Source organism: Pseudomonas sp. PAMC 25886, from assembly GCF_000242655.1.
GTDB lineage: Bacteria > Pseudomonadota > Gammaproteobacteria > Pseudomonadales > Pseudomonadaceae > Aquipseudomonas.
This window is the reverse complement of sequence record NZ_AHHC01000083.1, coordinates 101,945-128,532: the sequence shown is the minus strand read 5'-3', so window position 1 is coordinate 128,532 and position 26,588 is coordinate 101,945. Positions and strand designations below refer to the sequence as shown.

The window sequence follows — 26,588 nt, the reverse complement described above, 5'->3', positions numbered from 1 at the left end:
GCCAACCAACCCCTACCTTGAAAAGGATTATCAGCATGAGCCCATTGATCACCCGCATCCTCTCCACCCGCGCCGGCTACGGCCTGACCGTTCTGCGAATTTTTGTCGGAATCATCTTCGCCGCTCACGGTTCGCAGAAACTCTTTGGCTGGTTTGGCGGTGGCGGCCTGGCGGGCACGGCCCAATGGATGGAAAGTATCGGCCTGGCGCCGGGTACCTTGATGGCCGTGTTGTCCGGCGGTACCGAGTTTTTCGCCGGGCTGGCGCTGATCATCGGTTTGCTGGCACGGCCTGCGGCGTTGGGCCTGACGATCATTTCCCTGGTTGCGATTTTCTCGGTGCATATCCATAACGGTTTGTTCATGGCCAACAACGGTTATGAGTTCGCCCTGGCGCTGCTGGGCGGTACGCTGGCGGTGTTGCTGGAAGGTGCAGGCAAACTGTCTGCCGACCGCGCCATCACTCACTGATCCCGCGAAATTCCCTTTAAAGGCCCGCCCCGTGCGGGCCTTTTCGTTGCCAGGGATTCTTGACACCGCCCTAGCGGCTTCTCTAGGATGTTGCCCATGCGCCGATTTAAACAGCTAATTGCGGGGCGCCACCGGTGACTGATCACAGTCCCGACAGAAGCCAGAGCCCATGGGCCGGTTTCGAAATTCCGCTAAAGCGCTGGTTCGGTGTTGCCTCTCACCTGCCCGCAGACTTTTGAGGCAGAGACACGACACGATGAATGCACTACGCCCCCTCATACGCCTGGCCCCGATCACCGCGGACCTTACCCAACGCAATCCGAAAATCCTTCTGGGCGGCAAGCACCAGCCGACGCTGCTGCGCTATCTGGACGGCTGGCCGCGCCGTACGGGGCGGCCTTCGGCGTTTCTGATCCAGTTTGTCGAAGACGGCGACTCCCTCGCGCGCTTTGCATCCAACAGCTTTGACCTGGCCGTGATTCAAGCGCCGAGTGCGAGTGATGCGGGCGAAGTGATACGCCAGTTGACCCGTATTGCCCGGCAAGGGCTGATCGCCCGGCGTTGAACCCTCAGTAAAACGCCGCTGAAGGCAAGTGCTGGCGACGGCGACGAACCAGGAACATACCCCACGCAATCAGGCACAGTATCAGCGGTATCGGCAGGATATTGAGCAGCTTAATCTTGCGCTCCAGGGCATGAACCTGTGCGTATGCCTGAACCTTCAGCGCGTGAATTTCCATGGGCACTCGCAAGCGTTCCTTGTTGAGTGCCTGCAGCAGTACGTTGGAGGTGACCGCCTGGACTCCTGGCGAAAGGGTGCGGGGGTTCAGTAATTGCCATTCCTTTTCCGTTTGCTCCAGGCGTTGCACCAGTTCGACGGATTTTTCCCGGTAGGCCTGTGCAGCGTCTTCGCGCATTGCCTGCAGCACCTGCAGTGATCGACCGCCGCCTGCGCGGGGGCGAACGTTCATCAGGGCATCGGGCGCCGCCAGGTTATCCAGGGTGTTCAAGACAAACATCGCGTTATCGGACGACGCTCCGCTAATCGTGCGGTTGCCTGGGCCCATTCCTGCCACTCGGTCGCTGAGCAGGTCGGTGTCGGCGACCACCACGACATGGATGTTCGCAGACTTTTGCACGCTGGCATCACGCCCGTTGATCCCCTCAGGGAAAGCGGAATAGGCAGGCCCCTCGACGCGGGCGGCAATCACCTGTTGCTGGCCGCGAGCGGTTGCCTCGTTGTTCAGTGAATCAAACGGTGCTGGCAGGGCGAAGCGCTCGGCATCAAACAGCGCCGCTTGCCCGGAGCTTTGGAGCAGTGGAGTGAAGGTCATGCGGCTTTTTTTGGCGGGAGCCAGTGCGCCACTGCTCAAGACATTCACGCTGCGCAGTTTCCAGGTGCTGATGTCATCCTGTGCCATCGCCTGGCGGGGCAGGGTCAGCGCAGCGGGGTGGCGCACCGCTGGCTGGCCGGTGGTCATGATCACTGAGGTGGCATAGTTGCGATCGGCGAGTACCTTGTTCGTCGACATCTGGATGCCCCAAGCGCTCAGCAATGCTTCCAGCCTGGGGTTTTCCGGGCTTGTGAGGCTGGCGTCCAGGCCGGTTAGCGGGTCGATAAACATCATCAATTTGCCTGCGCCCAGCACAAACTGATCGATTGCGTACAAGGTTTGATCAGGCAGTTTGCCGGGGTGAACCACCATCAAGGTTTTGACGTGTTCGGGAATCTTCTCGATACCTGGCTCCAGCGTGACGATCCTGAATTGGCGGCGCATCTCTTGAAGCAGCTGCCAGGCAGGCGTATTCACGGCGTTGCGCTCGTCCCGCTCACCCTCCATTGGCAGCCGGGATATCAGGCCTATGACGGGTTGCTCGGGGTGAGTCGCCTTATGAATCAGATGGCTGATTTCATATTCCAGCAGTGATTCCCGGTCCGGGCTGAATGACTCGATGCTGTGTGGCCCATGATCGGCGCTGCTTGCGACGAGGCCGAAGAACCCTTGTTGGTCGTCAAGTCCCAGTAGCCTGGCCTTGTACTCATCCTCTGAAAAAGGGGTGGGGTCGATAAGGTGCAGGTTGATTTTGCCCTTTGCGAATTTTTCATACTCCCTGAGCAGTAACTCCACACGGTTACTGTAACTTTCCAGCGAGTTGGTTCTTTGCGGATGTTTGCTGGAGTTGAAAAAGTACAGGTCGACTGGCTGTTCCAGTGAGGTGAGTAGTGTCTCTACAGGCGCGGAGAGTGTATGAATTTTTTGTTCTGAAAAATCCAGCCGTATATTCGGAAGCTTAAGTGCCCATACCAGGTTAAATGCAAGAAAGAGCAGCAATAGGGTGAGAATTGTGAGGCTGGCGCTTAGTGGCGTTCTCATCGTCATGTGTCCTTCTCAACCGTTTCTGACATTCAGGGCGATGATCGTTGCAGCGAGAAAGGTTACGATCAGGCTGATAAAGTACAAACTGTCCTGAAGAGCCAGAACACCCTGGTCAATGGCATCGAATCGCGTCGATGGGCTCAGGGAAATAATCCGGTCAATAAGCCAGAGGGGGGCTTGGTGTTCAATGGCATCAAGAATCGATGACAACCCACTGGCGGCCAGCAGCAAGCCCAGGGTTACTGTAAATATCACCACCCGGTGATGGGTCAGTGTGCAGATAAAACAGCCCACCGACAGATAACTTCCGGCTAATAGCCAACTTGCCAGGTATTGGGAGGCGATAACGGTATTGTCTGGAGTTCCCAAGTAGTTAACCGTGATAACCAAGGGGAAGGTCAGCAACAAGGCAATTCCGGAAACGACCCAGGCTGCCAGAAATTTACCGGCAACCATTTCGAAGCCAGTGACCGGCAGGGTCTTTAGAAAGTCCATGGCACCCGTGTTGTGCTCGTCCGCCCACAGTTGAGTGGCAAGCACTGGCGCCAACAGTAAATACAGCCAGGGGTGCAGTTGGAAAAAAACCAGCAGGTCAACACTGCCTTGCTCCAGTAGCTGGCTTGTATGGAAGCCAAATGCAGTGGCTGCTGTCAGGAATGCTGCCGTGCTCAGATAAGTGACGGGGGTTGAAAAGTAACTGGCAAGTTGACGCTTGAATATGACCGGTAGACGTTTCAATTTGATGCCTCCTGGCTCATATGGTTGACCACTTCGTCCAAACGCCCGGTCTCCAGGTTCAGGGCATTGATTTTCCAGCGGCGGTGAGTGATCAGTGCGTTGATATGGGGGTAAATGGTTTGCCCCGGTATGGCGAGCACGGTCACTGTGCCGGGGGTCTCGCGGTCTTGCTCGATACCGGCGACCCCGGGCAACACCGCCAGGGCGAGCAGGTCCAGCGGCGTGTCTGCGGCAAGGGTCACCGCCTGGTAATGACGGGAGCTGCGCTGCAGTTCGGGCAAGGAAGTGTCTGCCACCAGGCGACCGTCGGCGATTACCAGGGCCCTGTTACAAATGCGGGTCAGCTCTTCAGGCGTTCGGGACGCCACAATGATCGTCATTTCGTCGTTCAACGACTTAATGAGCATTCTGACTTTGTGTTTTTGGTCGGCGCTCAGTCCTTCCGTTGGCTCATCAAGCAACAGTAGGCTGGGGTCATGCAAGATTGCCTGCGCGATCGCTACTTTGCGTTTCAAGCCTGGCGGGAGGGTTCCGATCGGGCATTTGAGTATCCGCCAAAGCTCCAGCCGTGCGACCGCCCGGTCAATCATTTTGCGCTTTTGCGCGCCATGGAATCCGCGTACTCCAGCGATAAACTCAAGAAAGCCTTTCACGCTCATTGCGTTGTGGGTCAGTAATGACTCTGGCTGGTAGCCTGTCACCTTCTTCGCCTGGAGAGGGTTGTGGGCTATATCATTACCGAATATTTTTATATGACCTGAAGAGGGTGCGATCGAGCCTGAAATCATTTTGATGACAGTTGTTTTTCCCGCGCCATCATTTCCAAATAGTCCCAGGCATTCCTGGGGTTGGGCGTTGAACGAAAAATCATGAATGATGCTTTTTCCGCCCATCTTTTTTGTCAGGCTCGTTATCTCGATCATTATGCTTTTCTAGTGAATGGATATGGCAAGGCGCGATTAATTCGATGCCTCGATTAACCTGCTTGAGCAGCAGGTTGTGGATGTTCGAAAAGTCAAAACTTGAAATCTTTATGATTGGCGCGTGTCCAGTGTCGTACTGTTAAAAAATGGTACGTTCAATGGGCAGTCTTGGAAACGCTGAAACGCCTGAATAAGATAAGTCCTACGTGCCAAGCGATAGCTCGCTGAAACAATTGTTATGTTTTTAATGCTTCAATTACTGTCGTCTTTTATTTGGCGTGTATTCGAAGTCCGCCAATTTTTAATGGAGCCTGATCATCATGCTGCTTCTACGTACCCTTGTTCTTGAACAGTCCGGGCATGATGCACCGGTCAACGGTGCCCTGCTGTGTGGTTTTGCAGTGGCTCAGATTGCTTCGAACTTCCTTGCCTATAGTCTGGATGAAGAGACGGAGCCCGGTAGTTCACGGGTGTATATTGCGGCGTTACGTAAAAAGTCCGAACGGTACTTTCTGGGGGCGATAGACTCCAGGGAAGATCTGCAAATAGCGACCCAAGTCTTCAAGCAAATCCTGACGCTCGCCGCTGCACCCGGGGCAAAGTCCGCGAGCACCGGCGAGACGCCGATTCCCTATCATTTCGTCGATCTGAAAGGTTGCAAGCTGCCCCCCGCCAGGCCCGAAGATCATCACTCGCTGACGATCAAGAAATCCCTGGTGATGAAGGTGATTACCCTGGGCACTTCGGCGCCCGGTTTGCCCGCCATCGAAAGCAGTTCATTGATCGTGCCGTCGATTCGTTTCTCCTCAAGGATGGTTTCTCCTCCAAGGGCGGCGGAACACTCGGAGCATGCGCCACCCGTGCCCGAACCGGCGCCCCAGGCAACCATGGAAGTGTTTGAGATAGCCGAGCCACTCGTTGAGTTGCCACCGCCAGCACTTGCCGAGGCACCTGTGGTCGCCGCTCCACCGCAGGCGCCGGCAGCCCGCCAACCTGAACCTGCCCGGCCAGAGTCGGCTTCGTTGTTTGAAGTGGACGATACGCTGGCCAATCTTGCCCGAGTGGCGCAGGAGTTGACTCAGCAAAAGCTCACCGTGCTCAGGCAGGAGGAAGCGCTTGAGCAGTTACGCCTGGAACTGCGTCAGGAAAAGGCAGACATCGAGCAGGGGAGCCAGCGGAGTGCCGAGAGGGTTGCCGAAAAAGAAGCGTCGCTGGAGTTGTTGGCGCGCACGCTGGCCACTCGTGAGGAAGAACTGGCTGACGGCTCGGCGTTAAACCGGGCGGAGCAGCGTCGAATCGACGAGCGTATGCGCTATCTGGAGAGCCAGGAAACCCAGTTGCACAACCGTGACCTGGACGTTCGTCACAAGGAGCAGCAGCTGGCGGCCGCACTGTTTCAGTTGCCTGTCCTGCGGGACAACCTGAGGGTTGCATTGCAAACCCTGGATGAGTCTCTCGCGTGGCTGAATGAGACTGGACGCAGCCAGCCTGAAAGTCGCCTGCTTCAGTCGGATGCAGACTGACACTGTGCCGGTCCCGGCACCGGAATGCGTCGGCGGGTCTGGCTACTTTCCTGTGTTCATTTATCATCGACCCCCACAGTCGGCATTGGGCGTTGAATGCGTTGCACCTGATGCGGCAGCGGGTCTGAAAAATGGAAACTTCCAGGGGATGTAGAGCTTTTGAGCACCAAGCTGATTACCAAAGAAGGTCATGAAGCCCTGAAAAAGGAGCTTGATTACCTGTGGCGAGAAAAGCGTCCTGATACCACCCGTAAAGTGACATGGGCCGCTTCCCTGGGGGATCGGAGCGAAAACGCCGACTACCAGTACAACAAGAAGCTGCTGCGGGAAATTGACCGCAGGGTGCGCTATTTGCGCAAGCGCCTGGAAGACATGCGCGTGGTTGAGTACATGCCCGAGCAGGAAGGCAAGGTGTTTTTCGGCGCCTGGGTAGAGATTGAAAACGAGCAGGGCGAGACCAAGCGTTTTCGCATCGTGGGTTACGATGAGATTTATGAGCGTATGGATTACATCTCCATCGACTCACCCATGGCTCGCGCACTGCTGCGCAAGGAAGTGGATGACGAGGCGCTCGTGCAGACCCCAACCGGCGAAGTGTGCTGGTGGATCACCGCTATCGAATATGTGAAGTAGCAACGGATGGCCCGCGCGCTTTGAAGAGCGCGGGCCATCTGCGTTTTCAGCCCTCGCGCAGTACCGTCAACGGGCTGGCATTCAGCGCGCGGCGAGTGCCGAATACGCCGGCCCCGCCGATCAGCACCGCGCCGATCACCGGCAGCAGCAACAGCAAGGGGTGCGGGTGCCAGGCCAGGTCGAACGCATAGCGATACAGCACCAGCGTCACCAGTTCCGTGCCCAGCGCCGCCAGCAGGCCGCTGACCGCACCCAACAGACCAAACTCGATACGCCGGGCCTTGACCAGCAACTTGCGTTCCGCCCCCAGCGCCCGTAGCAGGGCACCTTGGCGAATCCGCTCATCGAGGGTTGCCTGTAGCCCGGAGAACAAGACCGCCATCCCCGCTGCCAGCACGAACAACAGCACGTACTCTACCGCCAGGGTGACCTGAGCCAGAATGCTGCGCAGTTGTTCGAGCAGTGCCTCCACTTGCAGGATGGTCACTGCCGGGAAGGCCCGGGACAGGTCGACGATCTGCTGGTCGTGGCCGGGCGCCAGGTAGAAGCTGGTGAGGTAGGTGGCCGGCAGGTCCTTCAAGGTGCCGGGCTGGAAGATCATGAAGAAGTTGGGCTGGAAGTTGTCCCAGTTGATTTCCCGCAGGCTGGTGACCCGGGCTTCACGGTTTTCCCCGCCGACGGTGAATACCAGATGATCGTTGAGCTTGAGTTTCAGGCTATCAGCGACCTTCGCCTCAACCGAGACGCCGGGGATTTCGTCGGTCGGCTGCGCTGTCCACCAGGAGCCCGCCGTCAGCGTGTTGCCTGGTGGCAGGTCAGCGGCCCAGGTCAGGCTCAAGTCCCGCTGTACCGCACGGTCGCCGCTGGAGTCCTTGCTGACGATCTCCTGCACCGGCGCGCCATTGATGCTGATCAGTCGCCCCGGCACCACCGGATACAGCGGGGCAGACTGCGCCTGCAGTTCCAGCAGGCGTCCGCCGAAGGTGTCTTTGTCGGCGGGCAGGATGTTCAAGGCGAAATAGTTGGGCGCGTCCTTGGGCAACTGGTTTTGCCAGGTGTCGAGCAATTCGCCACGCAACAATGCAATCAAGCCCATGGACAACAGGATCAGCCCGAACGCCAGGGACTGGCCCGCCGCGGCCAGTGGGTGACGCAGCAACTGGCCCAGCCCCAGGCGCCAGGGCAGGGAGGCCCGGGCCAGCAGGCGTCGCAGGCTCTGCAACAGCAGCAGGAGCAGGCCGCCGAGAACCAGCGCGGCAATCACTCCGCCGCCCAGCAGGGCGAACGTCAGCACCAGGTCGAGACTCAGGCGCCACATGATCAGGCCCAGGGCGAACAACGCGGCGCCGTAAACCATCCAGGTGCTGGAAGGGATGGGCAGCAGGTCACGTCGCAGTACCCGCAGCGGAGGCACGCGTCCCAGCGCGGCGAGTGGCGGCAGGGCGAAACCGGCGAGGGCCACCAGCCCGGTACCGATCCCGGCGATGGCTGGCAGCAACCCACCGGGCGGAACGTCCGCTGGCAGCAGGTCATGCAACAGCGCAAACAGGCCCAACTGCGCCAGCCAGCCGAGCAGGGCGCCGGTCAGGCTGGCCAGCAGCCCCAGTACGGTCAGTTGCAGGCTGAACAGCAGCATGGTCTCGCGCCGCGATAAACCGAGGCAGCGCAGCAAGGCACTGGCATCAAAGCGCCGGCTGGCGAAGCGGTTCGCCGAGAGCGCTACCGCCACGCCGGAGAGCAACACCGCCACCAGGCTGGCCATGTTCAAGTAACGCTCGGCTTTGCCCAGGGCGCCACCGATCTGCTGGTTACCGTCGCGTGCATCCTGCAGTCGCTGGTTGGCCGCCAGGCCGGGCTTGACCAGGTCGCGATAGGTTTGCAGCACAGTGCCGCCCTGCGGCGCGCGCCAGAGGTCGCGATAACTGACGCGGCTGCCGGGCTGCACCACGCCGGTGGCATCGAGGTCGGCCAGGTTGATCATCACCCTGGGCGTGAGGCTATAGAAGTTGCCGGCTCGGTCCGGCTCGTAGGTCAGCACGCGGGCCAGGCGCAGGGTCTTCATGCCGACGTCGATGCTGTCGCCGATTTTCAGGTTCAGTGCCGTCAGCAGCCGTGCTTCCACCCAGGCTTCACCGGGCTTGGGGCCACCTCCGGGAGTTTCCTCGCCGAAGGGCTCGGCGGCGCTCTTCAGCTCGCCGCGCAAAGGATACTCCTCGTTGACCGCCTTGATGCTGGACAGCTGGATGCCGTTGTCGGTGGCAATCACGCTGGAGAACTCCACGACCCGGGCGTGCTGCAGGCCCAGTTCGGTACCGCTCTGGATTTGCTCGGTGCGGGCGGGTGAACTGCCTTCCAGCACCAGGTCGGCCGCCAGGAACTCTGTGGCGCGCAACATCATGGCGCCGTTCAGGCGAGCCCCGAAGTAACCGATGGCGGTGCTGGCGGCGACAGCCACCAGCAGGGCGAAGAACAGCACGCGCAGTTCGCCGGCGCGGGCATCGCGCAGCAACTGGCGAAGGGCAAGGCTGAACAGGCGCAACAGCGGCAAACGTGCCATCAAGGCTCCAGGGGCGCGACCATCAGGCCGGCTTCAAGACGGATCAGGCGGCGGCAACGGTGGGCCAGGCGCTCGTCATGGGTGACCAGCACCAGGGTCGTGCCGCTCTCTTTGTTGAGTTCGAATAGCAGGTCACTGATGCGCTCGCCGGTGTGGCTGTCGAGGTTGCCGGTGGGTTCATCGGCAAACAGCACGTCCGGTTCGGCGGCAAACGCCCGGGCAATCGCCACCCGTTGCTGCTCGCCGCCCGAGAGCTGGCGCGGCGAATGGGTCAGGCGCTGGCCCAGGCCGACGCGCTCGAGCAGGTGTCTGGCGCGTTCGCGGGCGTCCTTGCGGCCGTCCAGTTCCAGCGGCAGCATCACGTTTTCCAACGCATTGAGGCTGTCGAGCAACTGGAAGGACTGGAACACAAACCCTACGTGCTCGGCACGGATGCGCGCGCGTTGATCTTCGTCGAGGGTACTCAGGGCTTGCCCGGCGAGGGTGACTTCGCCACTGCTGGGCAGGTCGAGGCCGGCCAGCAAGCCGAGGAGGGTGGATTTGCCGGAGCCGGAGGCGCCGACGATAGCCAGGCTATCGCCCTTGTTCAGTTCCAGGCTCAGTTCGTGCAGGATAGTCAGTTCACCTTCCGCGCTGGGAACCACTTTGCTAAGGTTTCGCGCGGTGAGAATGCTTGCGCCCATGGAGAATCCAATGCGAATGTGGTTTTTGAGTGCTGGCCTGGCCTTGATGTGCATGGCCCAGAACGCAGCGGCGGGTACAGTCCTGATCGTTGGCGATAGTATCAGTGCCGGTTTCGGGCTGGATACCAGCAAAGGGTGGGTAGCGTTGTTGGGACAACGGCTCAAGAGCGAAGGTTTCGACGATAAAGTGGTCAACGCCTCCATCAGCGGCGACACCAGTGCCGGAGGTCTGGCGCGGCTGCCGGCGGCGCTTGCAGAGCATAAGCCCGACCTGGTGATCATTGAGCTGGGGGGCAATGATGGCTTGCGTGGGCAGCCACCTGCGCAATTGAAACAAAATCTTGCATCGATGATCGACCAGTCCAAAGCCAGTGGTGCCAAGGTGCTGTTGTTGGGCATGCAGTTGCCGCCCAATTACGGCCCTAAATACACCACCGCGTTTGCCGAGGTTTACGGGGCCCTGGCCAAGGAAAAAAACGTCCCGCTGGTGCCGTTTTTCCTGGAAGGTATCGGCGGCCATCCAGAGCTGATGCAGGCTGACCAATTGCACCCGGCAGTTGGCGCGCAGGGCAAGTTGCTGGAAAATGTCTGGCCAACGCTAAAACCACTGCTATGACGCTTTTCTAGCAGCGGTCTTTCGGCTAAGGTGGCGCCCCCCCGATTTGGAGCCCCCGATGTCGCGTCCTGCCTGGTCCCTGTTTGCCTACCAACTGATCGAGCCTGACGAGCAGCTGGATCTGTTCGCCTGCCAGGAAGTCCGGGTGCATCTGGTGACGCGTCAATTGGAGTTGGGCGGGTCCATCGACCGTACCCTCTGCGGTACGTTATTGCCCGCTCAGCCACGCTGGTCGTCGGTGGATCGCTCGATCTTCCAGGACCAGCGTTTGTGCCCCTTGTGCCGGGCGATCCTGGAGTCGCAAAAGCGCGGCACACCGCCGATCTGGCCAGAGCTGCGCTTCGAACTTTGAATATGGGTGCCCGCCGGGCAGCCGTGTACAATCCATTTTTTACTACCCGTCGATCTGCGAAGGAATTCCCGGATGTTGTCGCGCCTCTCCGTCGTCACCTGCTGCCTGTCTCTTGCTGCGCTCTGCGCGGCCGGTTCCGCCGCAGCCTTGCAGTTGCCTTTGCCGCCACCGGGTGAAGATATCGTTGGCCAGGTCCAGGTGATCAAGGCCAAGTACGAAGATACCTTCGCCGACCTGGGCACGACCTACGACCTGGGTTATTCGGAGATGGTCGCGGCCAACCCGGGCGTCGATGCCTGGTTGCCGGGGGCGGGTACCGAGATTGTGCTGCCGACGCGCTTCATCCTGCCGCCGGGCCCGCGTGAGGGCATCGTGATCAACCTGGCGGAATACCGGCTCTACTACTACCCCAAGGGCCAGAACGTGGTGTACACGTTCCCGTTGGGGATTGGCCGTGAGGGCTGGGGCTCGCCGGTGGCCCACACCACGATCACGGGCAAGATCCCGAACCCGACCTGGACCCCGCCCGCCTCGATCAAGGCCGAGCACGCCGCCAATGGCGACCCGTTGCCCAACGTGGTGCCGGCCGGCCCGGACAACCCGCTGGGGCCGTTCAAGTTCACCCTGGGCACACCGGGTTACCTGATCCACGGCTCCAACATGAAGTTCGGCATTGGCACCCGCACCAGCCACGGCTGCTTCCGCATGTTCAACAACAACGTGCTGGAAATGGCCAGCATGGTGCCGGTGGGCACGTCGGTGCGGATCATCAACGATGCGTACAAGTTCGGCGCAGCCGGTGGCAAGGTGTATCTGGAAGCCCATACGCCGCTGAACGACGACGGCACTCCATCGGTGGTCGACAAGCACACTGCGGTGATTAACGCCTTGCTCAAGCGTGAAGACCTGTCCAGCAACCTGCGGGTCAACTGGGACCAGGTGCGTGATGTCGTTGCCGCCGAAGACGGTTTGCCGACTGAAATCGGTGTGCCGGGCGGGGCGCCGATGGTGTCGAGCACGCCGGTCGATCTGCAGCAATAAGCCTGCAGGCGCCATAACCCGTTATCGCCTTGCGCGGTAGCGGGTTTTTTATTGCCCGGACGTCAGCCAAATTCCAGGCAAAAAAAAGCCGATCCAAGAATGGATCGGCTTGATAACAACCCCGAAGGATTATTACTTGCGGCTTGCTTTTTCAAGCATGCGCAGAGCGCGCTCGTTAGCTTCGTCAGCAGTCTGTTGTGCTTTTTGAGCAGCAGCCAGAGCTTCATCAGCTTTACGGTAGGCTTCGTCTGCACGAGCCTGGGAGCGAGCTGCTGCGTCTTCAGTTGCAGTCAGACGAGCTTCGGTTTCTTTGGAGACGCTGCTGCAACCGGTAGCCAGAACTGCGGCCAGAGCCAGAGCAGAGAATTTCAGAACGTTGTTCATCGTGTTCCCCTTCAAGGACTTTCTATTAAATGGCTACTTTCTCAGAGTGAGCTAATAGCCGGCGTACATACTACCCATTACTTGTAGTAAGTAAACTGACGTAGCGCAAGAAGCAAAAAAAATTCTCGCGGCCAATCTATTTTGGCTAATCTTTTGAGAGTCTGTATAAAAATTATCCAGATTTTTGCACTCTGCCGGGGATTGGATCCAGCCTGAAAGGGCCGGCTGGCATGTGTTAAGCCATGTAAACATAAGTCATTTTATATATCGTCCCCGACACTATTGTTCAGATTGTCTTTTCGCCCCTCGGTATCTTTTGTGCATGTAGAGGTGACTTTAAGAGCGGGTGTTCGTCTCAAGCTTCAACTGCCGGCAATGTTCAGGCCATCGACCTAAGGATGCTCGATCGCCCTTTCTATGTCCGCCAGCGCAGAAGGATGACGAGTGCGCCTTGAGCAATTACGCGATTGGTGCCTACTATTTCCGTGGGCTGGTTGTGAGCGCTAGTGCAAGGCACTGGCGGCTTTTCTCGTTGTCGAAACCGGCACCGGGTGGCGTAGATGTTCCTTCGCCGGAAAAACATCGGTAAGGTAGGGGTCAGAAACCAAGACCCGCGAGGAGTAGTGATGAGCGAGGCGTTGTCCATCCACCATGACCAGGCTGGTCATCAGTTCGAGACCAATGTGGACGGTCATCGTGCCTATCTGACCTATATGGACCTTGGGAAGCAGACCCTGGATATCTATCGCACCTTCGTGCCCAACGCGCTGCGAGGCCGTGGCATCGCTGCCGCGCTCACCGAGGAAGCGTTGAAGTTTGCCGAAGAGGCAGGTTATACGGTGATCCCGTCCTGCTCCTACGTGGAGCGCTACATGGAGCGCCACCAGCGCCATGCCGCGAAGCTCTGAGTAGCGTAAGGCGGGGCGCGGAGCGTCCCAGGCGGCATTCCCACGCAGAGCGAGGGAACGATCAAAAAAAAACGCCGGGCTTAGCCCGGCGTTTTTGTGTCCGCAGTCTTTGCTCAGCCGCGTTGGCGCTTGGGCAAGACGTCCTTGAGCTTGGCATGCATGCTGCGCAAGGTGGTCTCGGTAGCAGACCAGTCGATGCAGGCATCGGTGATCGATACGCCGTATTGCAGGTCGGCCAGGTCCTTTGGAATCGCCTGGCAGCCCCAGTTCAGGTGGCTCTCGACCATCAGGCCGATGATCGACTGGTTGCCTTCCAGAATCTGGTTGGCCACGTTCTCCATTACCAGCGGCTGCAGGGCCGGGTCTTTGTTGGAGTTGGCGTGGCTGCAATCGACCATGATGTTCGGCTTGATCTTCGCCTTGTTCAGCGCCTGTTCGCACAGGGCCACGCTGACCGAGTCATAGTTGGGCTTGCCGTTGCCGCCGCGCAGCACCACGTGACCGTAGGCATTGCCCTTGGTGGTAACGATGGACACGCCACCTTCCTGGTTGATGCCCAGGAAACGGTGCGGGCTGGAGACCGACTGCAGGGCGTTGATCGCCACGGTCAGGCCGCCATCGGTGCCGTTCTTGAACCCGACCGCCGAGGACAGGCCGGAAGCCATTTCCCGGTGGGTTTGGGATTCAGTGGTGCGCGCACCAATCGCCGACCAGCTGATCAGGTCTTGCAGGTACTGCGGGGAAATCGGGTCAAGGGCTTCGGTTGCCGTCGGCAGGCCCATTTCCGCCAGGTCCAGCAGCAATTGACGACCGATGTGCAGGCCATCCTGGATCTTGAACGAGTCGTCCAGGTACGGGTCGTTGATCAAACCTTTCCAGCCGACAGTGGTACGCGGTTTCTCGAAATAGACGCGCATCACCAGATACAAGGTGTCGGACACTTCCGCCGCCAGCACTTTCAGGCGCTCGGCGTATTCGTGGGCAGCCTTGAGGTCATGGATCGAGCACGGCCCGATGACCACGAACAGGCGGTGGTCGGTGCCGTCGAGAATCTCACGGATGACTTCGCGGCCCTTGGTGACGGTCTGCAGGGCAGCGTCGCTCAGGGGGATTTCGCGCTTGAGCTGATCGGGCGTGATCAGGGTCTCGTTGGATTCGACGTTAAGGTCGTTGATCGGTAAATCAGCCATCGTGTTACTCGTCAGGGTCACGGGTGCCGGCCGCCAGCGATCCCCGTGCGGCGGAGCACAGCATGATTTAAGTGCAGCGGGGAGCGGAACCTTAGCGCGTTACAAGGCTGGGAGACAATGGGCAAAGGCCGCTTTAATCCAGCGCTGCCTGCACAAAAGCCTCATGGGAGAACTCGCTGGCATGGCGTGTGACCCATTCGCGGGCCAGGGCTTCGCTCTGCCGGGGTGTCGGCATGGCGCCTTCGTTGAGCCGGCAGTAACGTTCGATCTGGCACACTTGCTCGCCCATCCGTGCACCGAACAAGGCCTGCTCATCGGTAAAGGCAATGCCGACGCGGTAGCCGTTTTCAGCCTTGCGGCACCAGGCTACGTAGCCCGGATAGCGGGCCGTCAGGCCCAGTGAAGGGATGTGCATCTCGATGGCCGTGCCCTGGCGCCAGGCGCGGGGGTAATTGCAAGCGACGCCGCCCAGGCCGATAGTGTGCAGCCGTTGGCGGGAAATGCCGGAAATGGGACGTTGGGTTAATTCGACAGCGACATCATCAGGGTGAGGAAAGAAACGACCCATGCACACGGACTCCGAGCACCGTCCAGTTGACGGCGGTGGCAGCAGTATAGTGAAAGAACTGCACCTTACCGATTTGGATATCGACCAGCAATTGTTGGGGCTTCCGGGCACCTCGCTGCTGGTGTTTACCGGTGACGGATGCTCGCGCTGCCGCTTCCTGCACCAGCAACTGCCGGGTTGGGACTTGCCGGTGGACCGGGTCTGCTGGGTGGATGCAGGTCACAATGGTGGCGCGGTGGAGCGCTACGAGATCTTTCATCTGCCGGCGTTGTTTGTGGTGTGTGACGGCAAATTCCATGGAATATTAGCGTCATTGACGCGTCTGACCGCCGGCGACCTGACTCAGGGTGTGCAGCAGGCGCTCAAACGAATTCCAGAGGAGTTGCCATGATTGACGTAACAAAGCAGTCGCCACGGATCGGGATTATCGGCACCGGGGCCATTGGTGGCTTCTACGGTCTGATGCTCGCGCGTGCCGGCTTCGATGTGCATTTCCTGTTGCGCAGCGAGTACGCGGCGGTCAGCGAGCGCGGCCTGCAACTTAACAGCACGATCCACGGAACGGTGCACCTTCACCCGGTGCAGGCCTATGCCCGCGCCGCAGATATGCCGCCATGCGACTGGCTGCTGGTGGGCACCAAATCGACGGGCAATGTCGAACTGGCCCCGACCATCGCGCAGATCGCCGCCCCGGACGCCAAAGTCATCCTCCTGCAAAATGGCCTCGACGTAGAGGACAGCCTGCGCGAACACCTGCCGCCGTCGCTGCACTTGCTGGGTGGCCTGTGCTACATCGGCGTGCATCGCTCCGGGCCGGGAATTGTCGAGCACCAGGCGCTGGGCCGGGTCAACCTGGGTTACCACAGTGGCCCAGTAGCAAACGATGACGCCGACCGGCAGGCGATTGTCGAAGCAGGCGCTGCACTGTTTCACCAGGCCGGCATCGATTCCCAGGCCATGGCCAACGTGCATCAGGCCCGCTGGCACAAACTGGTGTGGAACGTGCCGTACAACGGTCTCTCGGTATTGTTTGGCACCGGCACCACGGCGATGATGGCGGATGAGTCCAGCCGCGAACTGATCCAGGCGCTGATGGCCGAAGTGGTGCAGGGTGCCCACGCGTGCGGGCATGAAATCCCCGCCAGTTACGCCGGGCAGATGTTCACCATGACCGAGAGCATGGATGACTACCTGCCCAGCATGTATCACGATTACGTGCACAAGCGCCCGCTGGAGCTGGCGGCGATCTACGCGCGCCCCTTGGCTGCCGCAAAGGCGGCGGATTGTGAATTGCCACGCATGCAGGCGCTGTACCAGGCCTTGAGTTTTATTGATCGGCATAACCGCTGATTCGGGGGAACACACATGGCAAAGGGATTGGGCGACAAACTGGTGCTGGCGATTTCTTCGCGGGCCCTGTTCGACCTGAGCGAAAGCCACAGGGTTTACCTGGCACAAGGGGTCGAGGCCTATCGCAAGTACCAGATCGACCACGAGGAAGAAACCCTCGAGCCCGGTGACGCCTTCCCGCTGGTGAAGAAACTCCTGAGCCTCAACGCCAGCCTCGGCCGTGCCCGGGTCGAGGTGGTGCTGGTATCGCGCAACAGTGCCGACACCGGCTTGCGCGTGTTCAATTCGATCCAGCATTACGGCCTGGACATCTCCCGCGCCGCGTTCGTCGGCGGGCGCAGTCCTTATCCTTATCTGGCCGCGTTTGGTTGCCACCTGTTCCTGTCCACCCATGCCGAAGATGTGCGCAGCGCCCTGGATGCCGGGTTTGCCGCCGCGACCATTTTGTCGGGCGGCGCAGGGCGGGCTTCCAGCGCTGAATTGCGGATCGCTTTCGACGGCGACGCGGTGCTGTTTTCCGACGAGTCGGAGCGCATCTACCAATCGGGAGGCCTGGAAGCCTTCCAGGCCAGCGAGCGGGAGTCGGCACGCGAGCCGTTGCGCGGCGGTCCGTTCAAGGGTTTCCTGGCGGCGCTCAATTTGTTGCAGCGTGAGTTCCCCGACGAGTCCTGCCCGATCCGTACCGCGCTGGTGACCGCCCGTTCTGCACCTTCCCACGAGCGGGTGATTCGCACGCTGCGCGAATGGGATATCCGTCTCGATGAGTCGCTGTTTCTCGGTGGCCTCGAAAAGTCGGCGTTCCTCGAAGCCTTTGCCGCCGATGTGTTTTTCGATGACCAGGAAGGGCATTGCGAGAAGGCCAGGGAGTTCGTGGCCACCGGGCACGTCCCCCATGGGATCAGTAACGAGTTGAAAATTCAGACCGAGGGCTGAGCACTGCCAAAGGCGCTGCTAAGCTGAATCAATCTCCGCCATCCTGGCTGTCCAGGAGGTTCTATGATTCGTTCGATGTTGTACGCCACGGACCTTGGTCTGTACGCGCCTTATGTGATGCAACATGCCCTGGCGCTGGCACGAACGTTCAAGGCTGATCTGTATGTGATTCATGTGGTCGAGCCCATCGGGCTGTTCGCCGAATCCGTGTTGCAGAGCTACCTTGATGAGCGGGCCTTGAGTGAATGGCAAAGCCAGGGGCTGACCACGGTGATGGCAACCATCGAACAACGGGTGCTCGACAGTTTTCGCGAGGAGTTGGGGGAAGGGGAGCAGGACCTCAAGTTGATCCGTTCGGTGCGAGTGATCCAGGGCGATCCCTGCGAAGTGATTCTCGACCAGTCGCAGAAACTCTCCGTGGATTTGTTGATCGTAGGTAGTCACAGCCAGGCGGTCGGGGTGGCGACACCCCTGGGGAGAACCGCCGCACGGGTGTTGCAGCTGTCTCAGGTGCCGGTGTACCTGGTGCCGCTGTTGCAGCGTCGACGCAGTGATGACGTGTGATTGGTAGAAAACGATAAAAAGTTCTAGATTTATCCGTCTAACCTTTAATATAGTTATATACCGTCGCTGATACCCGTGGCGTCTATCCGCTTTGAGGGACACATATGAAGCTTCAACAACTGCGCTACATCTGGGAAGTGGCGCACCACGACCTCAACGTTTCCGCTACTGCTCAAAGCCTTTACACCTCGCAACCCGGTATCAGCAAGCAGATCCGCCTGCTCGAAGACGAGCTGGGCGTTGAAGTGTTCGCGCGCAGCGGCAAGCACCTGACCCGCGTCACCCCGGCCGGTGAGCGCATCATCACCACCGCTGGCGAGATCCTGCGCAAGGTCGAAAGCATCAAGCAGATCGCCCAGGAATTCTCCAACGAGAAGAAGGGCACCCTGTCGATCGCCACCACCCACACCCAGGCACGTTACGCGCTGCCACCGGTGATCAGCAGCTTCATCAAGCAGTACCCGGACGTGGCCTTGCACATGCATCAGGGTTCGCCGATGCAGATCGCCGAGATGGCCGCAGACGGCACCGTCGATTTTGCCATCGCCACCGAAGCCCTGGAGTTGTTCGGCGACCTGGTGATGATGCCGTGCTACCGCTGGAACCGCTGCGTGGTGGTCCCTCAAGGTCACCCGCTGGCCAAGCTGCCGAAGCTGACCCTGGAAGCCCTGGCTGAATACCCGATCGTGACGTACGTATTCGGTTTCACCGGCCGTTCGAAACTCGACGAAGCCTTCAGCCACCGCGGCCTGACGCCGAAAGTGGTGTTCACCGCCGCCGACGCCGACGTGATCAAGACCTACGTGCGGCTGGGCCTGGGCGTCGGCATCGTCGCCAAAATGGCGGTCGACACCAAGCTCGACAGCGACCTGGTGGTGCTCGATGCCAGCGAGTTGTTCGAATCCAGCGTGACCAAGATCGGTTTCCGTCGTGGCACCTTCCTGCGCGGCTTCATGTGCGACTTCATCGAGAAGTTTGCGCCGCACCTTACGCGCGAAGTCATGGCCAAGGCCATCCAGTGCCACAACAAGCAGGAACTGGAAGAGCTGTTCGACGGCGTTGAACTGCCGGTTCACTGATCGGCTTATTTCACCTCGGTAACAGCAAACTGTTGCCGAGCGCCTCCCACCAGAATCTCCACCTCATCCCCTTCGAACTTGCCCAACAGGCTTTTGCCCAGGGGCGAGCGTGGGGTGATGACGGTCACCGGTTGCCCCACCACATCGACTTTCAACCCTGCGCCGTCCGGTGCCAGGAATAGCCACTGCTGGCGATCGTTTTCATCCACCAGCCCGAGCAATGCGCCCACCTCGATCCCGCGTTGGTCATCGTAGGCGTGCAACTGCATGTTCTGGCAGAGCATCAGCGCCTGCTTGATCTCTTCGACGCGCCGGGCCTGGCCGGCGGCCAGGTAGGACGCCTCCAGCCCCAGGGTGTCGTACTTGTTCTCGGCGATGTTTTCTTCGTGGGTTGCGGTTTCGTACGCAGTTTGCGCAGCGCGCTGGGCGATATCGAGATCGACTGCGAGCTTGTCCAGGACCAGTTGGTGAACGGCGTGCTTATTCATGGGCGGCTTTCGTGATCAATCGCAAAATTGCAGGACGTTGGCCCGGCTCTTGTCGTTGGGGGCGTTCTGGTCCTGTTGCAGCCAGAACTGGCATTTGGGGTTGGACAGGTTGCGCGGGTTATTGCGGGCCTGGTCCAGGGTCTGCTGTTGCTCCTGCTTGCGCAGGTTCTCCTGGTACTGCTCGAACATACGGTTCGGCGGCTCCGGTGCGACCTCTGCGGGTTTGCTCAATTGCTGCACCACCCGGGCCACCGGTGCCACGGTTTGCTCAGGCAAATAGCGGGACACCAGCCATACGCTCAGCACGATGGCGATAAACCCCAGCCACAGGCCGAAGGCCACGGCGATACTGAGCTTGAACAGCGAGAACGAACGATCAGACATGGTGGCCTCCTGGCGGGCACGTGCGGCATGGCGCCGATTGTCCCACAGCCGCGTGCAGAATAATCGTGATCAACCCTTCGCAATCGAGGCTTTTATGCGGACAATCGAGCCTTTGAATGTTGGAGCCCGGAATGAAAGCCCGCTGGGATATTTTTTGCAGCGTCGTCGACAACTACGGCGACATTGGCGTGACCTGGCGCCTGGCCCGGCAATTGGTGGCGGAACACGGTTGTGCGGTGCGCCTGTGGGTCGATGACCTGCGGGCGTTCGAACGCATGTGCCCCGAGATTGATGTGCAGGTGCACCAGCAATGGCAGGAGGGCGTCGACGTGCGCCACTGGCCTTGCGACTGGCCGCAGGCCGACGCGGCAGACGTGGTGATCGCCGCATTCGCCTGCCAATTGCCGCCTGACTACATGGAAGCGATGGCCGCACGCGAACGCACGCCGTTGTGGATGAACCTGGATTACCTGAGCGCCGAAGACTGGGTAGTTGGCTGCCACGGGCTGCCCTCGGTGAAATTCAAGGGCGTGCAAAAGTACTTCTTCTTTCCCGGATTCCGTCCCGGTACCGGCGGTTTGCTGCGCGAAGCCGGGCTGCTGGAACAGCGCGATGCCTTCCAGCAAGACGCCGCCGCCCGGCAGCAGTTTCTGCAGGCGCTTGGGGTTTTCCCGACCACGGGCGCGCGGATCATGTCGTTGTTTGCCTACGAAAACGCCGGGCTGGCCAGTTGGCTCGACGTGCTGGCCGCCGATGGGCGCGCCACTCATCTGATGGTGCCGGAAGGGCGGATCCTGGGTGATGTGCAGCGCTGGCTGGGCGTCGCGTCGTTAAGCGTGGGCGACGTGCACCAGCGCGATGCCTTGACGGTGCAGGTGCTGCCGTTCGTACGCCAGGAGCAATACGACCGATTGCTCTGGTGCTGCGACTTCAACGCCGTGCGCGGCGAAGACTCCTTTGTGCGGGCGCAATGGGCCGGTCGGCCACTGCTGTGGCACATCTACCGCCAGGACGAAGACATTCACCTGGACAAGCTGGATGCCTTCCTTGAGCTGTACACCGAGGGCTTGTCGCCGGCCGCGAAAGTCGCGTTGATCACCCTTTGGCAAGCCTGGAACGCTGATGGCGATATGGCACAAAGCTGGAAAATGCTCCTCGAACACTGGCCGGAAGTGACCGCGAACGCCGAAAGATGGGCTCTGGAACAAGGCTCGCGGACCGATCTTGCGACGGCGCTGGTACAGTTTTATGTAAATTGGATATGATACGCGACCTTGATTTTTGTAAATCCCATCCAAATTTCGGATATTCGCAATGAAAACTGGTAAAGAACTGAAACCCGGTACAGTGATCCGTCTCGAAAACGACCCTTGGCTGGTTCAGAAAGCTGAGTTCACCAAGTCTGGTCGTAACAGCGCAATCATGAAGACCAAGCTGAAGAACCTGCTGACCGGTTACAAGACCGAGATCGTCTACAGCGCCGATGACAAACTGGACGACGTGATCCTCGACCGCAAAGAAGCGACCCTGTCCTTCATCAGCGGCGACACCTACACGTTCATGGACACCACCGACTACACCATGTACGAGCTGAACGCTGAAGACATCGAAGCCGTTCTGCCGTTCGTGGAAGAAGGCATGGAAGACGTCTGCGAAGCTATCTTCTTCGAAGACCGTCTGGTTTCCGTAGAGCTGCCGACCACCATCGTGCGTAAGGTTGCCTACACCGAAGGTTCCGCTCGCGGCGACACTTCGGGCAAAGTGATGAAGCCTGCCAAGCTGGCTAACGGTACCGAACTGCAAGTGGCCGATTTCATCGAAATCGACGACCTGATCGAGATCGACACCCGTGAAGGTGGTTCGTACAAGGGTCGCGCCAAGAAGTAATTCTTGCGCCACCGGTACGACAGAAAAAGCCCGACCATGAGTCGGGCTTTTTTGTGGCTGCCGTTTTTTACTTCAAGTGTTGCTTCAGTTCCTCGGACGCTTGCAGCAGCGCCGAGCGAACTTCCGGAACCTGGCTGACGACGTTCAGCAAACCGTAGTCATGGATCATGCCGTTGTAGCGCACGGCGGTCACCGGTACACCGGCTTCATCCAGCTTGCGGGCATAGGCTTCGCCTTCATCACGCAGCACGTCGGAGCCTGCGGTCTGAATCAGTGCCGGAGGCAAACCCTTGAGCTGTGCGGCAGTTGCCCGCAGGGGCGACGCATAGATCTCGGCGCGCTGGTTGGCGTCGGTGGTGTAGTTGTCCCAGAACCACTTCATCATGTTGCGGGTCAGGAAGTGGCCTTCGGCAAACTGGTTGTAGGACCCGGTGTCGAAGTTGGCGTCCGTCACCGGCCACAACAGCAGTTGGAACTTGATCGCCGGAGTGCCCTTGTCCTTGGCCATCAGGCTGACCACGGCTGCCATGTTGCCGCCGACGCTGTTGCCGGCGACGGCCAGGCGTTTGCCATCAACGTTGATCTCGCTGCCATGTTCGGCCACCCACTTGGTTGCCCCGTACGCCTGGTTGATCGCCACCGGGTAGTGCGCTTCAGGTGATGGCGTGTAATTGACGAACACCGCCGCCGCTCCCGAACCCACCACCAGGTCACGCACCAGCCGCTCGTGGGTCGGGAAATCCCCGAGGACCCAGCCGCCGCCGTGGAAGAACATGAACACGGGCAATGTGCCCTTGACCCCGGCCGGACGCACGATGGTCAGGCTCAGCGGCTGGCCATCGACCTGAATGGTCTTCTGGCTGACGTCGGCCTTGGGCAGCGTGAGCTTCACTCCCGATTGCGCGCCAGTCAGCACCGCCCGCGCTTCCTTGGGCGTCAGTTGCTCCATCGGTTTGCCGGTGCCGGCGTTCAATGCATCCAGAAACGCCTGGGTGTTGTGCTCCACGTCACCGCTCGCCGCAAAGGCGTTGGTGATCGAGAAGGCGAGCAGGGTGCCGGTGAGGACTTTGCCAAATGTGTTCATGTTCTTCTCCAAAAAACCGCGTGGGTTAGACGGTTACGTGCAGGCGTACATCGACGTTGCCACGGGTGGCGTTGGAGTAAGGGCAGACCTGGTGGGCAGCGTCGACCAGGCTTTGCGCATCGTCCTGGGCCAGGCCAGGCAGGCTGATGTGCAGGTCGATGTCCAGGCCGAAACCGCCGGGGATTTGACCGATGCCGACGTGGGCAGTGATCGAAGCGTCATCCGGGATTTTGCGTTTGGTCTGGCTGGCGACGAATTTCAGGGCACCGATAAAGCAAGCGGAGTAGCCGGCAGCGAACAGTTGTTCCGGGTTGGTGGCCTGGCCGCCTGCGCCTCCCAGCTCTTTTGGCGTGGAGAGTTTTACGTCAAGGATGTTGTCGCTGGAAACAGCACGACCATCACGGCCGCCGGTGGCGGTGGCTACTGCGGTGTAGAGAGTTTGCATGGTGATTTCCTCGTCAGTATTTGCGCTAATTGTTTGCGCGCTAAGTAAGTGGCGAGGTGAATGTATCGCGCTAATAGTTAGTGCGCAAGATAAATTTACAAAAAAATCCGCGTGTGAGAGTTGGAGCCCTCTGGCACGCGGATTCCGGGGTTAAACGCTACGCTGCAAATTCCCGCGCAGCGCCAGCAAATCGCCCTGCAGCTTGCGAAGCTGTTCGATGTCCAACCCGCTGGCACCCAGGATGCACTGTGGGATATCCATGGCCTTGTCCCGCAGGGCGCGCCCGGCCTCGGTCAATTCAACCACCACCACGCGCTCGTCTTCGCGGCTGCGGGTGCGGCTGAGCAGGCCTTCGGCTTCCAGGCGCTTGAGCAGCGGCGTCAGGGAGCCGGGGTCCGTCAGCAGACGATTGCTGATTTCCCCGACGGTCAGGCCATCTTCTTCCCACAGCACCATCATGGCCAGGTACTGCGGATAGGTCAGGCCGAGGGCTTGCAGCAGCGGTTTGTAGACCTTGGTCATCAACAACGACGTGGAGTGCAGGGCAAAACACAGTTGGTTGTCGAGCAACAAGGATTCGCAGGTATCGAGGGGCTTGGTCATGGCAGTGCCTTAAAACGTGTCTGGTTTTGAATCTAGCGGGCAAACCTTTAACGCGCCAGACAATTCTGTCCGGCCGGTCAGCCCAAGCCGCTTTGCAGCGCCAGATCCCAGGGTGGCACGGGGCTGAAGCGTGCCTTGAGGTATTCCAGCAATAAGCGGCTGCGGGCGTTGGCCTGTTGCTCCAGGCGCAGGGCGTAGATGCCGGCGGTTTCAGGTGTCGGCAAGCCGTTCTCGCAGAACAGCGGTACCAGTTCGCCGCGCACCAGGTATTCACTGGCGAGCCAGGTGGGCAGGTGCGCCACACCCAGCCCGGCCAAGGCGCCTGACAGCAGGGCTTCGGCGTTGTTGGCGCTCATGCGGATGCGCTGCGGGCGATAGGTGGCCTTGCGCCCATCCAGTTCAAAGCGCCAGGCGAACATGGGGGCCAGGCCTTCCCAGTCGAGGCCATCGTGTTCGTTCAACTGGCTGGGATGGGTCGGTGTGCCACGGTTCTTCAGGTAGCCGGGGCTGGCGCAGGCGATGCGCACGATGCTGGCCAGGGGCGTGGCGATCAGCCGGGTGTCGACGATATGCCCGGCCCGCAGCACCAGGTCGACCTTGCCCAAATGCTCGCCCTGCATGTCGACAAAGCTGTCGATCAGGTGCAGGTGCACGTCGAGGCCCGGGTACACGTTAAGAAAGTCGGCGATGGCAGGCGCCAGGTGCCGCCTGCCGAAGGCGGCCGGTGCGTCCACGCGGATCAGCCCTTCAGGTGCATGGCTCAGCGACACCGCTTCGGCCCGCGCCAGTTGCAGCTCGCTGACAATCCGCCGGGCGCGCTCGGCGAACGCCAGGCCGGCGGGCGTCGGCACCACAGCATGAGTGCTGCGCTGAAACAGCCGGCTGCCCACCGAGGCTTCCAGGCTGTCGATGCGCCGCGCCACGGCCGAAGGCGTGAGCGGATGACGGCGGGCAGCGGCAGAAAAGCTGCCGGCTTCCAGCACATCGAGAAACAGGCTCAGTTGATCGGTCAGGGTATTGGGGTTCATCAGTGGCTGCTTGTGCGAAGTTGGCATAGCCATTGTGCGTTGCTGTGCGTTTCCGCGCCAGAGCGGACTGCGTAGCATGCAAGGCCTGGGATCGGCGGGAGCGAAGTGGTGGCAGATTTAGCGTTGTATTTGGTCATGGGCGTGGCGTTGGGCACTGTCGGCGGCTTGTTCGGGATTGGCGGTGGGTTGATTGCGATTCCCGTGTTGGGCGTGTTTTGCGGCCTGGACCAGCAGATCGCCCAAGGTACGGCCCTGGTGATGGTGGTGCCGAATGTGATGCTTGCCTTGTGGCGCTATCACCAGCGCAACCGGATTGAACTGCGCCATGCCTTGCCGCTGGGCGTGATGGGCTTCTCCTTTGCCTGGCTGGGTTCGATCTGGGCGGTGGGCATTGACGCGGGCGTGATGCGGGTGGGGTTTATCGCGTTCCTGTTAGTGTTGGCGTCCTACAACCTGCTCAGAATGTTTACCCATAACGCGCCGCCTTCAGCGCAGATGCGCTATTCCTGGCCATGGCTGGGGGTGCTGGGTGCGGCGTCCGGGTCCATGGGCGGTTTGTTCGGGGTAGGCGGCGCGGTGGTGGCCACGCCGGTGCTGACCAGCATTTTCGGCACCAGCCAGGTGGTAGCCCAAGGGCTGTCGCTGGCACTGGCCTTGCCGAGTACCAGCGTGACCCTGGTGACCTACGCCTGGCACCATGAAGTGGACTGGCTGATCGGCGTGCCCCTGGCCGTCGGCGGACTGCTCAGCATCAGTTGGGGGGTGAAGGTCGCCCACGCCATGCCGGAGCGCCTGTTGCGCGGGCTGTTCTGCGGTTTCCTGGCGGTGTGTGCGGTGATGCTGACCTTTAAAGTTTGAAGCCTTCGAGGATATATTCCGCGAGGCATTCGGTGATCGGCGAGGTGGTGCGCGGGTTGCGCAGCAGCCGCAGATTGACCGACGGCAGCGGCGGGAAACCGTCCGCTGCGCCCAATATGCGCAGGTCTTCGGTCACCAGGCTTTCCATATTGATCGTGACGGCCAGGCCGGCACCCACCACCGCCAGGATCGCGGCGCCGTTGGAGCTGTGATACGCCAGTCGATACTCCTGCCCTTGTGCATCCAGCGCGGCGCGTGCCCACTGCGTGCAAAAGCTGTCGAGGCCGGAAATGGCCAGGGGCAGGGCGCTGTGCTCGTCCATGCAAAAGCAGGGCGCCGCCACCCAGACCATGCGTTCATGGCGCAGCAGTTCGCCGATTTCATTTCCCGGTTCGCGGCTGATAACGGTCAGGTCGAGGTCCCGGCGCTGCATCAGGACCGGTGACGATTCACAGTGCATTTCAATCTGGATCAGTGGGTAAGCCTTGGAAAAGCGCTTGAGAATCCCCGGCAGGTAGCGCATCACGTAGTCGTCTGGCGTGCCGATACGCACCAGTCCGACCATGTGCGGCTCGCGCAGGGTGTTGAACACCTCGCTGTGCAGCTTCAAAATCCTGCGGGCATAGCCCAAAAGCACCTGGCCCTCGGGCGTCAACCGCACCTGTCGGCCATCGCGCTCGAACAGCTTGCGCTGCAACACATCTTCTTCCAGGCGTTTCATCTGCATGCTCACCGCCGACTGGGTGCGGTTGACTTGCTCGCCGGCGCGGGTGAAACCACCCTGATCGGCGATGGCGACGAAGGTGCGCAGCACTTCGGTGTCGATACTCGGGTAGCTGGACAATCGATCAATCTCCGAGATGTATTGCATAAGAAACATTCGTTGGATTGATCATAGCGCCAGGCACAGACTTCAGTCAT

Annotated in this window: 31 protein-coding genes; 16 read left to right on the top strand and 15 right to left on the bottom strand. The window is 60.1% G+C overall.

Going from position 1 to position 26,588, the window contains the following annotated elements; all coding sequences use genetic code 11:
• Positions 1–35: 35 nt before the first annotated feature.
• Together MUM_RS0127175 and MUM_RS0127170 are read left to right on the top strand one after the other, a co-directional pair.
• Positions 36–470 (top strand): DoxX family protein, encoded by a 435-nt coding sequence (locus MUM_RS0127175; RefSeq protein WP_010176187.1) that lies wholly within the window; start codon positions 36–38, stop codon positions 468–470.
• Between the two features lie 256 nt (positions 471–726).
• The gene (locus MUM_RS0127170; RefSeq protein ID WP_003218736.1) at positions 727–1,035 is read left to right on the top strand and encodes a hypothetical protein; all 309 of its coding nucleotides are present in this window, start codon (positions 727–729) and stop codon (positions 1,033–1,035) included.
• 4 nt (positions 1,036–1,039) lie between these two features.
• Here the strand turns inward: MUM_RS0127170 and MUM_RS0127165 are convergent, their stop codons facing one another.
• From MUM_RS0127165 to MUM_RS0127155, 3 genes are read right to left on the bottom strand one after another with little or no spacing between them, the layout of a single operon-like run.
• Positions 1,040–2,845, bottom strand: coding sequence for a Gldg family protein (locus MUM_RS0127165; protein WP_029616123.1), 1,806 nt, complete (start codon positions 2,843–2,845; stop codon positions 1,040–1,042).
• Between the two features lie 15 nt (positions 2,846–2,860).
• The gene (locus tag MUM_RS0127160) at positions 2,861–3,586 is read right to left on the bottom strand and encodes an ABC transporter permease (RefSeq protein WP_010176184.1); all 726 of its coding nucleotides are present in this window, start codon (positions 3,584–3,586) and stop codon (positions 2,861–2,863) included.
• A complete protein-coding gene (locus MUM_RS0127155; RefSeq protein ID WP_010176183.1) occupies positions 3,583–4,509 on the bottom strand; it encodes an ABC transporter ATP-binding protein in 927 nt (308 codons plus the stop codon). Before MUM_RS0127155 ends, MUM_RS0127160 begins: the two co-directional genes overlap by 4 nt.
• 320 nt (positions 4,510–4,829) lie before the next feature.
• On the opposite strand from MUM_RS0127155, the gene MUM_RS0127150 reads away from it, so the two are divergent.
• Both MUM_RS0127150 and greB read left to right on the top strand, forming a co-directional pair.
• Positions 4,830–6,032 (top strand): hypothetical protein, encoded by a 1,203-nt coding sequence (locus MUM_RS0127150; RefSeq protein WP_010176182.1) that lies wholly within the window; start codon positions 4,830–4,832, stop codon positions 6,030–6,032.
• Positions 6,033–6,191: 159 nt separating this feature from the next.
• Positions 6,192–6,665, top strand: coding sequence for a transcription elongation factor GreB (gene greB / locus MUM_RS0127145; protein WP_010176181.1), 474 nt, complete (start codon positions 6,192–6,194; stop codon positions 6,663–6,665).
• 46 nt (positions 6,666–6,711) lie between these two features.
• On the opposite strand, the gene MUM_RS0127140 is transcribed toward greB, so the two are convergent.
• Both MUM_RS0127140 and MUM_RS0127135 read right to left on the bottom strand, forming a co-directional pair.
• A complete protein-coding gene (locus MUM_RS0127140) occupies positions 6,712–9,222 on the bottom strand; it encodes an ABC transporter permease (protein ID WP_010176180.1) in 2,511 nt (836 codons plus the stop codon).
• Positions 9,222–9,905 carry an ABC transporter ATP-binding protein gene (locus tag MUM_RS0127135; RefSeq protein ID WP_010176179.1) on the bottom strand — a complete coding sequence of 228 codons (684 nt, stop codon included), beginning with the start codon at positions 9,903–9,905 and terminating at the stop codon, positions 9,222–9,224. The genes MUM_RS0127140 and MUM_RS0127135 overlap by 1 nt, the downstream gene beginning before the upstream one ends.
• Before the next feature lie 10 nt (positions 9,906–9,915).
• Here MUM_RS0127135 and MUM_RS0127130 point away from each other — a divergent pair, with 10 nt between their 5' ends.
• The 3 genes from MUM_RS0127130 (at position 9,916) to MUM_RS0127120 (ending at position 11,914) form a co-directional block, all read left to right on the top strand.
• On the top strand, positions 9,916–10,521 hold the full coding sequence (locus MUM_RS0127130; protein ID WP_010176178.1) for an arylesterase: 606 nt from the start codon (positions 9,916–9,918) through the stop codon (positions 10,519–10,521).
• 58 nt (positions 10,522–10,579) lie between these two features.
• Entirely contained in the window at positions 10,580–10,873 is a 294-nt protein-coding gene (locus tag MUM_RS0127125; RefSeq protein ID WP_003218723.1) for a hypothetical protein, read from the top strand.
• Positions 10,874–10,945: 72 nt separating this feature from the next.
• Positions 10,946–11,914: a L,D-transpeptidase family protein gene (locus tag MUM_RS0127120; protein ID WP_010176177.1), complete on the top strand. Its 969-nt coding sequence runs from the start codon at positions 10,946–10,948 to the stop codon at positions 11,912–11,914.
• Between the two features lie 132 nt (positions 11,915–12,046).
• Here MUM_RS0127120 and oprI read toward each other — a convergent pair whose 3' ends face one another.
• A complete protein-coding gene (gene oprI, locus MUM_RS0127115; protein ID WP_003172710.1) occupies positions 12,047–12,298 on the bottom strand; it encodes an outer membrane lipoprotei OprI in 252 nt (83 codons plus the stop codon).
• A 626-nt stretch (positions 12,299–12,924) separates the two neighbouring features.
• On the opposite strand from oprI, the gene MUM_RS0127110 reads away from it, so the two are divergent.
• The gene (locus MUM_RS0127110; protein WP_003189869.1) at positions 12,925–13,206 is read left to right on the top strand and encodes a GNAT family N-acetyltransferase; all 282 of its coding nucleotides are present in this window, start codon (positions 12,925–12,927) and stop codon (positions 13,204–13,206) included.
• A gap of 113 nt (positions 13,207–13,319) precedes the next feature.
• Here MUM_RS0127110 and MUM_RS0127105 read toward each other — a convergent pair whose 3' ends face one another.
• Positions 13,320–14,396 (bottom strand): 3-deoxy-7-phosphoheptulonate synthase, encoded by a 1,077-nt coding sequence (locus tag MUM_RS0127105; protein WP_003218719.1) that lies wholly within the window; start codon positions 14,394–14,396, stop codon positions 13,320–13,322.
• A 133-nt stretch (positions 14,397–14,529) separates the two neighbouring features.
• Positions 14,530–14,964, bottom strand: a complete 435-nt coding sequence (locus MUM_RS0127100; RefSeq protein WP_010176171.1) for a PilZ domain-containing protein — start codon at positions 14,962–14,964, stop codon at positions 14,530–14,532.
• Here MUM_RS0127100 and MUM_RS0127095 point away from each other — a divergent pair.
• From MUM_RS0127095 to cysB, 5 genes are all read left to right on the top strand, one after another.
• Positions 14,963–15,355 carry a hypothetical protein gene (locus tag MUM_RS0127095; protein WP_010176170.1) on the top strand — a complete coding sequence of 131 codons (393 nt, stop codon included), beginning with the start codon at positions 14,963–14,965 and terminating at the stop codon, positions 15,353–15,355. The two genes, MUM_RS0127100 and MUM_RS0127095, sit on opposite strands and share 2 nt — an antisense overlap.
• Complete coding sequence (locus MUM_RS0127090) at positions 15,352–16,314, top strand: putative 2-dehydropantoate 2-reductase (RefSeq protein WP_010176169.1); 963 nt, start codon at positions 15,352–15,354, stop codon at positions 16,312–16,314. Before MUM_RS0127095 ends, MUM_RS0127090 begins: the two co-directional genes overlap by 4 nt.
• Positions 16,315–16,329: 15 nt before the next feature.
• Entirely contained in the window at positions 16,330–17,247 is a 918-nt protein-coding gene (locus MUM_RS0127085) for a 5'-nucleotidase (RefSeq protein WP_010176168.1), read from the top strand.
• Between the two features lie 63 nt (positions 17,248–17,310).
• A complete protein-coding gene (locus MUM_RS0127080) occupies positions 17,311–17,811 on the top strand; it encodes a universal stress protein (RefSeq protein ID WP_010176167.1) in 501 nt (166 codons plus the stop codon).
• Positions 17,812–17,915: 104 nt separating this feature from the next.
• Entirely contained in the window at positions 17,916–18,890 is a 975-nt protein-coding gene (gene cysB, locus MUM_RS0127075) for an HTH-type transcriptional regulator CysB (protein ID WP_010176165.1), read from the top strand.
• 5 nt (positions 18,891–18,895) lie between these two features.
• On the opposite strand, the gene MUM_RS0127070 is transcribed toward cysB, so the two are convergent.
• Together MUM_RS0127070 and MUM_RS0127065 are read right to left on the bottom strand one after the other, a co-directional pair.
• Positions 18,896–19,378 (bottom strand): GreA/GreB family elongation factor, encoded by a 483-nt coding sequence (locus MUM_RS0127070; RefSeq protein ID WP_010176164.1) that lies wholly within the window; start codon positions 19,376–19,378, stop codon positions 18,896–18,898.
• A 15-nt stretch (positions 19,379–19,393) separates the two neighbouring features.
• On the bottom strand, positions 19,394–19,762 hold the full coding sequence (locus MUM_RS0127065) for a hypothetical protein (protein ID WP_010176163.1): 369 nt from the start codon (positions 19,760–19,762) through the stop codon (positions 19,394–19,396).
• Positions 19,763–19,893: 131 nt separating this feature from the next.
• On the opposite strand from MUM_RS0127065, the gene earP reads away from it, so the two are divergent.
• Both earP and MUM_RS0127055 read left to right on the top strand, forming a co-directional pair.
• On the top strand, positions 19,894–21,027 hold the full coding sequence (gene earP, locus MUM_RS0127060) for an elongation factor P maturation arginine rhamnosyltransferase EarP (RefSeq protein WP_010176162.1): 1,134 nt from the start codon (positions 19,894–19,896) through the stop codon (positions 21,025–21,027).
• A gap of 49 nt (positions 21,028–21,076) precedes the next feature.
• On the top strand, positions 21,077–21,649 hold the full coding sequence (locus MUM_RS0127055) for an elongation factor P (RefSeq protein WP_003218698.1): 573 nt from the start codon (positions 21,077–21,079) through the stop codon (positions 21,647–21,649).
• 67 nt (positions 21,650–21,716) lie between these two features.
• Here the strand turns inward: MUM_RS0127055 and MUM_RS0127050 are convergent, their stop codons facing one another.
• From MUM_RS0127050 to MUM_RS0127035, 4 genes are all read right to left on the bottom strand, one after another.
• Positions 21,717–22,733, bottom strand: coding sequence for an alpha/beta hydrolase (locus tag MUM_RS0127050; protein ID WP_010176161.1), 1,017 nt, complete (start codon positions 22,731–22,733; stop codon positions 21,717–21,719).
• A 25-nt stretch (positions 22,734–22,758) separates the two neighbouring features.
• Positions 22,759–23,178 carry an organic hydroperoxide resistance protein gene (locus MUM_RS0127045; RefSeq protein WP_010176159.1) on the bottom strand — a complete coding sequence of 140 codons (420 nt, stop codon included), beginning with the start codon at positions 23,176–23,178 and terminating at the stop codon, positions 22,759–22,761.
• Between the two features lie 150 nt (positions 23,179–23,328).
• A complete protein-coding gene (locus MUM_RS0127040; protein WP_010176158.1) occupies positions 23,329–23,781 on the bottom strand; it encodes a MarR family winged helix-turn-helix transcriptional regulator in 453 nt (150 codons plus the stop codon).
• Positions 23,782–23,858: 77 nt separating this feature from the next.
• A complete protein-coding gene (locus tag MUM_RS0127035; protein ID WP_010176157.1) occupies positions 23,859–24,809 on the bottom strand; it encodes a LysR family transcriptional regulator in 951 nt (316 codons plus the stop codon).
• Between the two features lie 108 nt (positions 24,810–24,917).
• On the opposite strand from MUM_RS0127035, the gene MUM_RS0127030 reads away from it, so the two are divergent.
• Entirely contained in the window at positions 24,918–25,667 is a 750-nt protein-coding gene (locus MUM_RS0127030; RefSeq protein ID WP_029616122.1) for a sulfite exporter TauE/SafE family protein, read from the top strand.
• On the opposite strand, the gene MUM_RS0127025 is transcribed toward MUM_RS0127030, so the two are convergent.
• Entirely contained in the window at positions 25,657–26,538 is an 882-nt protein-coding gene (locus MUM_RS0127025) for a LysR family transcriptional regulator (RefSeq protein ID WP_032882278.1), read from the bottom strand. The genes MUM_RS0127030 and MUM_RS0127025 overlap by 11 nt on opposite strands.
• Positions 26,539–26,588 lie beyond the last annotated feature (50 nt).

Bases quoted from the DNA above. Each gene is read 5' to 3' on its own strand.
- MUM_RS0127055 (WP_003218698.1), top strand. From the start codon at position 21,077: ATGAAAACTGGTAAAGAACTGAAACCCGGTACAGTGATCCGTCTCGAA.
- MUM_RS0127175 (WP_010176187.1), top strand. From the start codon at position 36: ATGAGCCCATTGATCACCCGCATCCTCTCCACCCGCGCCGGCTACGGC.
- MUM_RS0127085 (WP_010176168.1), top strand. From the start codon at position 16,330: ATGGCAAAGGGATTGGGCGACAAACTGGTGCTGGCGATTTCTTCGCGG.
- oprI (WP_003172710.1), bottom strand. From the start codon at position 12,298: ATGAACAACGTTCTGAAATTCTCTGCTCTGGCTCTGGCCGCAGTTCTG.
- MUM_RS0127050 (WP_010176161.1), bottom strand. From the start codon at position 22,733: ATGAACACATTTGGCAAAGTCCTCACCGGCACCCTGCTCGCCTTCTCG.
- MUM_RS0127135 (WP_010176179.1), bottom strand. From the start codon at position 9,905: ATGGGCGCAAGCATTCTCACCGCGCGAAACCTTAGCAAAGTGGTTCCC.
- MUM_RS0127120 (WP_010176177.1), top strand. From the start codon at position 10,946: ATGTTGTCGCGCCTCTCCGTCGTCACCTGCTGCCTGTCTCTTGCTGCG.
- MUM_RS0127070 (WP_010176164.1), bottom strand. From the start codon at position 19,378: ATGAATAAGCACGCCGTTCACCAACTGGTCCTGGACAAGCTCGCAGTC.
- MUM_RS0127045 (WP_010176159.1), bottom strand. From the start codon at position 23,178: ATGCAAACTCTCTACACCGCAGTAGCCACCGCCACCGGCGGCCGTGAT.
- cysB (WP_010176165.1), top strand. From the start codon at position 17,916: ATGAAGCTTCAACAACTGCGCTACATCTGGGAAGTGGCGCACCACGAC.
- MUM_RS0127170 (WP_003218736.1), top strand. From the start codon at position 727: ATGAATGCACTACGCCCCCTCATACGCCTGGCCCCGATCACCGCGGAC.
- MUM_RS0127025 (WP_032882278.1), bottom strand. From the start codon at position 26,538: ATGCAATACATCTCGGAGATTGATCGATTGTCCAGCTACCCGAGTATC.
- MUM_RS0127065 (WP_010176163.1), bottom strand. From the start codon at position 19,762: ATGTCTGATCGTTCGTTCTCGCTGTTCAAGCTCAGTATCGCCGTGGCC.
- MUM_RS0127040 (WP_010176158.1), bottom strand. From the start codon at position 23,781: ATGACCAAGCCCCTCGATACCTGCGAATCCTTGTTGCTCGACAACCAA.
- MUM_RS0127130 (WP_010176178.1), top strand. From the start codon at position 9,916: ATGCGAATGTGGTTTTTGAGTGCTGGCCTGGCCTTGATGTGCATGGCC.
- MUM_RS0127155 (WP_010176183.1), bottom strand. From the start codon at position 4,509: ATGATCGAGATAACGAGCCTGACAAAAAAGATGGGCGGAAAAAGCATC.
- MUM_RS0127110 (WP_003189869.1), top strand. From the start codon at position 12,925: ATGAGCGAGGCGTTGTCCATCCACCATGACCAGGCTGGTCATCAGTTC.
- MUM_RS0127125 (WP_003218723.1), top strand. From the start codon at position 10,580: ATGTCGCGTCCTGCCTGGTCCCTGTTTGCCTACCAACTGATCGAGCCT.
- MUM_RS0127090 (WP_010176169.1), top strand. From the start codon at position 15,352: ATGATTGACGTAACAAAGCAGTCGCCACGGATCGGGATTATCGGCACC.
- MUM_RS0127150 (WP_010176182.1), top strand. From the start codon at position 4,830: ATGCTGCTTCTACGTACCCTTGTTCTTGAACAGTCCGGGCATGATGCA.
- MUM_RS0127140 (WP_010176180.1), bottom strand. From the start codon at position 9,222: ATGGCACGTTTGCCGCTGTTGCGCCTGTTCAGCCTTGCCCTTCGCCAG.
- MUM_RS0127165 (WP_029616123.1), bottom strand. From the start codon at position 2,845: ATGAGAACGCCACTAAGCGCCAGCCTCACAATTCTCACCCTATTGCTG.
- MUM_RS0127095 (WP_010176170.1), top strand. From the start codon at position 14,963: ATGCACACGGACTCCGAGCACCGTCCAGTTGACGGCGGTGGCAGCAGT.
- MUM_RS0127035 (WP_010176157.1), bottom strand. From the start codon at position 24,809: ATGAACCCCAATACCCTGACCGATCAACTGAGCCTGTTTCTCGATGTG.
- MUM_RS0127080 (WP_010176167.1), top strand. From the start codon at position 17,311: ATGATTCGTTCGATGTTGTACGCCACGGACCTTGGTCTGTACGCGCCT.
- MUM_RS0127100 (WP_010176171.1), bottom strand. From the start codon at position 14,964: ATGGGTCGTTTCTTTCCTCACCCTGATGATGTCGCTGTCGAATTAACC.
- MUM_RS0127105 (WP_003218719.1), bottom strand. From the start codon at position 14,396: ATGGCTGATTTACCGATCAACGACCTTAACGTCGAATCCAACGAGACC.
- earP (WP_010176162.1), top strand. From the start codon at position 19,894: ATGAAAGCCCGCTGGGATATTTTTTGCAGCGTCGTCGACAACTACGGC.